This window comes from Mesorhizobium sp. M7A.F.Ca.US.006.01.1.1 (assembly GCF_003997935.1).
In the GTDB taxonomy this organism is placed as follows: Bacteria; Pseudomonadota; Alphaproteobacteria; order Rhizobiales; family Rhizobiaceae; genus Mesorhizobium.
The window spans coordinates 1-8,143 of the sequence record NZ_RZQL01000283.1; the positions used below are offsets into that span (position 1 = coordinate 1).

The window sequence follows — 8,143 nt, forward strand, 5'->3', positions numbered from 1 at the left end:
GATTGCCGAAATGCTGGCGCAGATGCGCTACATTCCAAACTGGTATTATTATTATGGCGGGCTCGCCGACAAGATCGAGGGCGCGGTCATACCGCTCGACAAGCGTGGTTACCTCAATTACACGCGCTACGAACCCTTGGGCGTGGTAGCCATCATCACACCTTGGAATTCCCCCCTAATGCTGACGACCTGGAAGCTCGCCCCGGCCCTGGCGGCGGGCAATACCGTTGTCATCAAGCCCTCCGAATTCACCTCGGCGTCCGTGCTCGAATTCGTCAAGCTGATCGAGGAGGCAGGGGCGCCCCCCGGCCTGGTCAACGTTGTGACAGGTTTCGGATCGGAGGTCGGTACGCCTCTGGTCGAGCATCCCAAAGTCGCCAAAGTCGCCTTCACCGGCTCGGACGCCACCGGCAAGAAGATCTACGCGTCCGCCGCGCAGACGATGAAGCATGTGACGATGGAGCTTGGCGGCAAATCCCCCAACATCGTCTTTGCGGACGCGAACATCGACGATGCGGTCAACGGGGCCATTTCGGGCATATTTGCCGCTACCGGTCAGACCTGCCTAGCCGGGTCGCGGCTGCTTGTGGAGGACGCGATCCACGACGATTTCTTGCAGCGGCTGACCGAGAAGGCACTGACGGCGCGGATGGGCGATCCGTCATCCATGGAAACACAGGTGGGGCCCATCACCACGCAGCCGCAATACAACAAAGTGCTAGACTATATCGCGATCGCCAAAAGCGAAGGGGCGACCTTGGTTGCTGGCGGCGGACCGGGGCGCGCGCCGGAATGCGGCGACGGCTGGTTCGTCGAGCCTACGATCTTCAAGGATGTCGACAACGGGATGCGCATTGCCCAGGAGGAGGTCTTCGGCCCCGTGCTGTCGGTCCTCCGCTTCAAGAATGAAGAGGAAGCGGTGCGGATCGGCAACGAAACGATCTACGGCCTCGCGGCTGGCGTTTGGACCAGCGATGTTGGCCGGGCGATCAGGATGACGGAATCGCTGCGCGCCGGAACTGTGTGGGTGAACACCTACCGCGCCACGAGCTATATGTCGCCTTTCGGCGGCTATAGGCAAAGCGGCATCGGCCGCGAGAATGGCGCTGAGATGATCAAGGAATATCTCCAGACCAAGAGCGTCTGGATGAATTTCGGGGCTCCGTCCGCCAATCCCTTCGTGCAGCGTTGAGACGCCGGGAAATCGTCCGGGCAGCTGAAACCACGGCTGCCTCAACGGAGTATGACGACCCCGAATACTAGTAGCGGAAATGAAGCTTTGTCTGAAACGAAGGGCATTCATAGTCTCCGACATGTTCACGGCGCCGCGACAACTACAAGGAGTGAATGTGACACAGCAATCCAGCCCCCGGCCTTGGCCGGGCGATATATTCAACGCCTTGAAGCGGGCAGACGTGAAGCAGGTGGCTTACGTACCGGATGCCGGTCACAAGGAGCTGATTGTCAGCTGCCAAGGTGACGAAAACATGACCACGGTTTCCATGACAACCGAGGAAGAAGGGGTCGCCATGCTCGGCGGCGCTTGGCTTGGGGGAGATCGCGGCGCCCTGTTGATGCAGTCCTCAGGGGTCGGGAATTGCATCAACATGCTCAGCCTTCCCATCCATTGCAGAATGCCGCTGCTGATGATCGTCACGATGCGCGGCGAATGGGGCGAGTTCAATCCCTGGCAGTTGCCGATGGGGCAGAACACTGAGCGTGTGCTGCAGGACATCGGTGTGTATGTGCAGCGGGCCACGTTTGCGGACGAAGTCGGCGATATCGTCTACGCTGGAGCGCAACTCGCCTATTCGTCGAATTGCCAAGTGGCGGTGCTGCTGAGCCAGCGACTTCTCGGCTTCAAGGACTGGAGCAAGTGACAATGACTGGACAATCGAGCGCTGCACTGGACCGGCGCGACGTCATGAGGGCCATTGTTGCACAGCGCGGCGATGCGCTCATGGTCACCGGTCTCGGATCCACCACCTACGATGCCGGCACCGTCGATCATCCGAATACATTCTGTCTGTGGGGCAGCATGGGCGCCGCCGCGATGATGGGCTTGGGACTGGCTATCGCGCAGCCCAACCGGCGCACATTGGTGATGACGGGCGACGGAGAAATGCTCATGGGCGTTGGGGCATTGGCAACGATCGGCGCACAGCGTCCGCGCAACCTGGCCATCGCCGTCATCGACAATGAACACTACAGCGAGACCGGAATGCAGGCCACGCATACCCGGCGCGGTGTCGACCTCGCCGCCGTCGCCAAGGCCTGCGGCTTCCCTGTGGCGGAAACCGTCCGCGACAATGACGAACTGAAGGCCATCGTCCCCAGGCTGTTCAGTCACGAAGGTCCGTTCTTCGTGGCGATCAAGGTGAACACCCAGCGCTATCCTATGTCGATCCGGGTTCGTGACGGAGCGCATCTGAAAGACCGGTTCCGCGAGAATCTGCTTGGCGCTGAACGGGCGTACTATTGACCATCCCCCAAGGCTCCGGCCGGGCAGGCCTTTGCCGTTGCCCGGACAGGCTTCCCGGCCGGGACCATGATGGTAAAACAGGTTTCGATCGATGAATGAAGCAAGCCATGCGCACGAACTGATCGACTTCGTACGCGACATTTCCATCGAACGGATGCCGCAGGCGGTCGTCGAGCAGGCGCGTGTCTGCCTGCTTGAGGCGCTTGGCTGCGGAGCCTTTGGTTCGGGGCAGCCATGGTCCCGCATCCTTTCCGACGAAATGGTCGCGGAAGGCTCGCGCGGCGCCAGTTCGCTGATTGGCCGAACCGAAAAGCTGGCGGCTCCGGCCGCCGCCATGTGCAACGGCACGTCCATTCACGGATTTGAACTGGATGATCTCATAGCCGAGTCGGTTGTCCACCCCGGCGCCGCGGTAATACCTGCCGCGTTGGCAGCTGCTGAGGCCGTGGATGCGAGCGGCGCGCGTCTGATTGAGGCAATCGTCGCCGGCTACGAGGTCATGCATCGCGTCGGCCTGGCGCTCGGCGCCGAGCCGTCACGCAAAGGGTTCCATGTGACAAGCTTGGCTGCCCCGGTTGCCACCGCCGTGGCCTCCGGGCTCGTCATGGGCCTGTCGCTGGAGCAATTGCGGTCCTCTGTCGGGCTAAGCTGCTCGGCCGCGTCCGGAATAAAGAGCTTCGCGGTTGGAAAAGGTGGCGGCATGGTCAAGCGCCTGCATCTTGGCCGTGCCGCGGAGGCGGGAGTTCGTGCCAGCCAGCTTGCGAGCCGCGGCTTCTTTGGCCCTGCCTATGCACTCGACAGCCGCTTCGGGCTGATCGAGGTGTTCGGCGGAGGCACCGCCAGGCCAGAGATGCTCAGCACGGGGCTGGGCTCAAATTGGGCCATCGAGAAAACCTGGTTCAAGGTCTTCCCGATCTGCGGCTGGATCCAGTCCGCCGTACAGCTGCTGCTCGACCTGCGCGGGCCGGAACCGCTCGATCCCCGCGACGTGAAGTCCGTGCGCGTGGGCGTCAGCAAATATGCCGTTCAAAACAATAGCGAACCTGCACCGGTCGACACGATGGGAGCACAGTACAGCATTCCCTATTGCGCCGCTCTGGCGCTCACCGGCGATCCGCGCGACCCGGCAAATTACGCGGTCCAAGCCGTTAACCGGGAATCGGTACGGGCATTGGCCAAGCGGATCGAGGTTTTCGTCGATCCGCGCATCGAAGCCGTTTACCCGGCCAAGTACGGCGCCAGCGTTTCGCTGGTGAGCGGCAACGTCAGCGTTGAAGATGTGGTCTTCGACTGCCATGGCACGCCCGAGGATCCCTGCACGCAGGAGGAAAGCCGGACCAAGTTGCGGATGCTGACGAAGGGCAAGTTCTCGGAACGCAAGGTGCTGTCCCTGGCTGAAAGCGTTGGCAGGCTGGAAAGCCTGGATTCGGTTCGCCAGCTAACCGGGAATTTCCAATGAACAGCACTGGTGAAGCCGCGGCACTGCGCAGCCAGACCCTGCGCAAAGTCGATCTCGGCGATGGCCGCACACTGGACTATTTCTCCGTGCCGGCGCTCGGTGACATCTTCAACGGTTCGATTTCGCGCCTGCCGGTCTCGCTGCGCATCGTGCTGGAATCGGTTCTGCGCAACTGCGACGGGAGAAAGGTTCTGGCATCGCACGTCGAGGCTCTTGTCAACTGGCGATCCAAGGCAACGCGTGACGAAGAAATTCCCTTCACCATCGGCAGGGTCATCCTCAACTGTGCCGCGGGGATTCCGGTCCTCGGAGATCTCACAGCCATCCGGAGCGCGATGATTGAACGAGGCCACCCGGCGGACATGATCCGTCCGCGGGTCCCGGTCGACATGGCGTTGGATCACACGCTCACCGTCGACTATCACGCAAGGCCCGATGCGCTGAGGCTTAACACCGCGCTTGATATCAGTCGGAACGCGGAGCGCTACCGCTTCGTGAAGTGGGCCGCAAAGGCTTTCGGTGGCATCCGGTTGTTTCCACCTGGATCCGGCATCCTGCATCAGTTGAACCTGGAGTTGCTTGCACCGGGTTATCTGGTCAAGGATGGCGTCTGCTTTCCCGATACTCTTGTCGGGTCGGATTCACACAGTTGCATGATCGCAGGTCTTGGTACGGTTGGCTGGGGCGTAGGCGGGATCGAGGTGCAGGCTGCCATGCTCGGCCAGCCCATGTTCATGGCGATGCCGGATGTGGTGGGCGTGCATGTAACGGGCGCCCTGCGTCCGGGCGTTACCGGGACGGATCTGGTGCTGCACGTAACGGACATGTTGCGAAAGGCCAAGGTGGTCGGTGCCTTTGTGGAATTCTTCGGTGCGGGCCTCGCCAACCTCGGCGTGCCCGATAGGGCTACAGTCGCAAACATGGCTGTCGAATATGGCGCGACCATCGGGTATTTCGCCGTCGACGAACAAACCTTGGCCTATTTGCGCCAGACCGGCCGTTCGGAAGACTTGGTTCGAGCAACGGAATCGATCTATCGCGCGCAAGGCTTTTTCGGCGCGCCGCGCCCGGGCGACGTGGACTATTCGCGGACAATCGAGCTCGATCTTTCGACGGTCGAGGCCAGCGTCGCCGGTCCAAAGCGCCCTCAGGACAAGATCCCGTTGAACCTGCTCAAGGAGCAATTCCTCGACACGCTTGCCGCACCGGTCGCGTCGGGCGGCTACGGCAAGGTTCCGTCCGGTATCATGGCGCGGGACGCGGCCTCGGATCAGCACCGCCTTCGTGACGGCGATATCGTGATTGCCGCCATTACGTCCTGCACCAATACCTCCAATCCCGGCGTGATGCTGGCGGCCGGCCTTCTGGCCAAGAAAGCCGTTTCGCGGGGGTTGAAACCGAAATCCTGGGTGAAAACCTCCCTCACTCCTGGCTCGACGGTCGTCAGCCGCTATCTTGAGGAAGCGGATCTTCAATCTTCGCTGGACGCGCTCGGTTTTTCTGTCGCGGGTTACAGTTGTGCGACCTGCGTCGGCGCTTCCGGGCCGCTCGAGCCCGCCATCGAGAGCGAAATTGCCAAGAACGACCTTGTCGGCTGCGCTGTGCTGTCGGGAAACCGCAATTTCGAAGCGCGCATACATCCGGCTGTGCGCGCATCCTTCCTTGCGAGCCCTCCGCTTGTGGTCGCCTTTGCCCTGGCGGGGCGGGTGGACATCGAGTTCGCGAGCGAGCCGCTCGGCCTGGATATCGATGCCCAGCCGGTCTTCCTTCGCGATATCTGGCCCACGCCCTCGGAGTTGGCGCAAGCGCAGGCGCTCGCCTCGAACCCGAAATTCTATCTGGAGGCGTATTCGCACGACTTTGCCGCGGAAAACCCCGATTGGAGTGCGATCCCTCAGATCGAAGGCGAAATCTATCCCTGGGATCCGGATTCGACTTACCTGAAGGAGCCGCCTTTCCTGGAACCGATGTCAACCGTTTCGCCCTTGAGGCCCATACTGGGGGCACGTGCCCTGGCAGTCTTGGGAGATTCGGTAACGACCGATCATATCAGTCCGATAGGCAGCATTCGGCAGGGAACGCCCGCCGGCAGCTACCTCCGGGAATTGCAGGTCTCACCGAGGGATTTCAACAATTTCGGAGCTCGCCGTATGAACCATGAAATCATGGTTCGCGGCGGGTTCTCCAACCAGCGTCTGCGCAATCTGCTCGTTCCCGGTAAGGAAGGTGGCGTCACCGCCCATCAACCGGACGGTGAGACCATGAGCATCTATGATGCGGCCGAACGGTATCGGAAGGGCCAGGTTCCGCTCGTCATCTTTGCCGGCCAGGAATATGGCACAGGCAGCGCTCGCGACTGGGCGGCGAAGGTGACCAAGCTGCTTGGCGTGACCGCCGTGATTGCCGAGGGCTTTGAGCGTATCCACCGCAGCAACCTTGTGGGCATGGGCGTTTTGCCTTGCCAGCTCGCTGGCGGCACACGCGTTTCCGATCTCTTTTTGGATGGCACCGAGAGCTTCGATGTTGTCGGCCTTGGAGAGGATGTCCGCGTCAGACAACCGCTTCAGCTGATCATCGAACGGGCAGGGGGCGACCGCACGGAGGTGCCCCTTATATTGCGTCTCGATACGTTGGCCGAGCTGGACTACGTACGCAGCGGAGGCATCATGCCCTTTATGCTCGACGAACTGGCCGCGAAGGCCGGGACGCCAGACAGGTAAGTGAAACCCAGCGGATATCGCGAAAGGACCGGAAAATGGATCAGCAGGTCTATGACAAGGGGATGGCAATACGGCGCGCCACGCTGGGCGACGCCTATGTGGACAAGGCGATGTCGCAGGTCGACGACTTCACCCGCGATCTTCAGCAATTGGTCACGACCTATTGCTGGGGCGAAGTGTGGGGGCGCGAAGGCCTCGACAAGAAAACCCGTTCGACCATAAACTTGGCGATGATCAGCGCTCTCAACCGTCCTCATGAACTGGCGGCCCACGTTCGAGGCGCGCTCAACAATGGCCTCAGTAAGGACGAGATCAAGGAGATACTGCTTCAGGTCGGTATCTATTGCGGCGTGCCCGCCATGGTCGACAGTTTCAGGATCGCACGAGAGGTCCTCAAGGAAATCGAGGCAAAAACGCCCTGAGCTGAACCGCAATGGCGCCGGCCACTCACGCTTCCGACGTGAGCGGCCGCCGCTTCGGGCCCTAGGAGGCTGCCAAGCCGCCATCGATGGCGATTTCGGCTCCGGTGATGAACGCGCTTTCATCGGACAGCAGGAAAAGCACCAGTCTGGTGACATCGTCGGCAGTGCCGGCGCGCCCCAGGGGAATGCTCTTGGCGCGGGCTTCGAAGTGTTCGCGTGCCATGACCGCCAGCATGGGGGTGTCGATAAAGGCCGGGTGGATCGAGTTTGCCCGGATATTGCGCGGGGCAAGCTCGACGGCTGCGGTCTTGGTCATGCCGCGCACGGCCCACTTGGTCGCCGTGTACGCGATGCCCTTGGTTCCGCGAAGTCCCGCCAGGGAAGACGCGTTGACGATCGATGCGCCGGGCGGCGCTGCAGCCTGCTCGACGAACCGAATTCCCAGGAATGTGCCAAGCTGGTTGATGCGCATGTTGCGCTCGAAGAACGCCGCATCGGTGTCGACGATAAGGCGCGGATCATATATGCCGGCATTGTTTACCAGCCCATGCACGCCTCCTTCGGCGAGGCAGGTTTGGGCCATATCCGACCATTCCTGTTCACTGGTCACGTCATGCTGGATGAAGCGCGCATTGGTCCCGAGTTCGACTGCGAGCGCGCGACCGTCTTTTTCTCTCACGTCGCTGACGATAACCCTTGCGCCTTCGGCCACGGCCTGTCGTGCAACTTCGGCGCCGATGCCGCCTGCAGCGCCGGTAATGACGATCAGCCTGCCTTCCAGTCGGTTATTTCTGTCCAAAACAATGTTTCCCAATGCAAACTCCAAGAATGCGAACCGGTTCTACGCGGCGGTCGCTCCCACGCTCCAACCTCCATCAACGACAAGAGTGTGCCCGTTGATGAAGCCTGCTTCCGGCGACGCCAAAAAGGCAATGGCGGCGGCGATATCGTCGGGACGACCCAGCCGCTGCCACGGAGTACCGTCCTTCCAGATGCGCCTATGGCTCGCATCGTTTTGCAGCTTTCCAACCGTCAGGTCGGTTTCGATGAATCCCGGCGC

The 8,143-nt window shown here is 61.4% G+C and carries 8 protein-coding genes; 6 read left to right on the plus strand and 2 right to left on the minus strand.

Features of this window, described 5'->3' with window-relative positions; genetic code table 11:
• The 6 genes from EN943_RS32040 to EN943_RS32065 all read left to right on the plus strand — a co-directional run.
• Positions 1–1,192 (plus strand): aldehyde dehydrogenase (locus EN943_RS32040; protein ID WP_164778482.1); only part of this gene is annotated, 1,192 nt, incomplete at its 5' end.
• A 157-nt stretch (positions 1,193–1,349) separates the two neighbouring features.
• The gene (locus EN943_RS32045) at positions 1,350–1,880 is read left to right on the plus strand and encodes a thiamine pyrophosphate-binding protein (protein ID WP_245476055.1); all 531 of its coding nucleotides are present in this window, start codon (positions 1,350–1,352) and stop codon (positions 1,878–1,880) included.
• A gap of 2 nt (positions 1,881–1,882) precedes the next feature.
• Positions 1,883–2,482 (plus strand): thiamine pyrophosphate-dependent enzyme, encoded by a 600-nt coding sequence (locus tag EN943_RS32050; protein WP_127416008.1) that lies wholly within the window; start codon positions 1,883–1,885, stop codon positions 2,480–2,482.
• A gap of 91 nt (positions 2,483–2,573) precedes the next feature.
• Positions 2,574–3,941, plus strand: a complete 1,368-nt coding sequence (locus EN943_RS32055) for an MmgE/PrpD family protein (protein WP_127416009.1) — start codon at positions 2,574–2,576, stop codon at positions 3,939–3,941.
• Positions 3,938–6,661: an aconitate hydratase AcnA gene (acnA, locus tag EN943_RS32060; RefSeq protein ID WP_127416010.1), complete on the plus strand. Its 2,724-nt coding sequence runs from the start codon at positions 3,938–3,940 to the stop codon at positions 6,659–6,661. The genes EN943_RS32055 and acnA overlap by 4 nt, the downstream gene beginning before the upstream one ends.
• 35 nt (positions 6,662–6,696) lie before the next feature.
• Positions 6,697–7,083, plus strand: coding sequence for a carboxymuconolactone decarboxylase family protein (locus tag EN943_RS32065; protein WP_127416011.1), 387 nt, complete (start codon positions 6,697–6,699; stop codon positions 7,081–7,083).
• Positions 7,084–7,144: 61 nt separating this feature from the next.
• Here the strand turns inward: EN943_RS32065 and EN943_RS32070 are convergent, their stop codons facing one another.
• Positions 7,145–7,909, minus strand: a complete 765-nt coding sequence (locus EN943_RS32070) for an SDR family oxidoreductase (protein WP_206522847.1) — start codon at positions 7,907–7,909, stop codon at positions 7,145–7,147.
• 15 nt (positions 7,910–7,924) lie between these two features.
• The coding region (locus EN943_RS32075; RefSeq protein ID WP_127416012.1) for an SDR family oxidoreductase at positions 7,925–8,143 on the minus strand (219 nt) is incomplete at its 5' end.